Annotated in this window: 1 protein-coding gene; it reads right to left on the reverse strand. The window is 46.8% G+C overall.

Translation table 11 applies throughout. From position 1 onward, the window contains the following. Positions 1-117 precede the first annotated feature (117 nt). Positions 118-523 (reverse strand): PLP-dependent transferase (locus tag R7R78_RS29335; RefSeq protein ID WP_225474992.1); only part of this gene is annotated, 406 nt, incomplete at its 5' end.

The raw sequence follows: 523 nt of genomic DNA on the forward strand, positions 1-523 counted from the left end.
CTCGGCAGAGTATTCTTTGAGAATATCGGCCACACGTAAGTAACATTCAGGGTTTGCTAAGCTGCTGCCACCAAATTTATGTAACTGACGTTGTACACTCATTTTTTAGTTCTCCTATTACTGAGCAGCTTTTACAAAGGCTTGATCGAGATCGGTAATAAGGTCTTGTGCATCCTCTAAACCCACAGACAGACGAAGTAGCTGATGCGACACGCCCGCTTCCGCTAACGCCTCTTCCCCCATGGCTCGATGCGTCATAGATGCGGGGTGACAAATCAAACTCTCCACGCCACCAAGCGACTCTGCAAGAGAAAACAGTTCGAGCTCTTTAACAAACACTTTAAGTTGCTCAAATGAGCCTGCAAATTCAAAGCTCAACATAGAACCAAAACCCGACTGCTGCTTTTTCGCGATTTCGTGACCTGGGTGATCTGGCAAACTCGGATGGTAAATCTTCGCGACCAAAGCCTGCTGTTGTAGGTAGTTGAGTACGTGTTGAGAGCTTTCTTCGTGCACTCGCATA

The organism is Vibrio sp. 2134-1 (assembly GCF_033339495.1).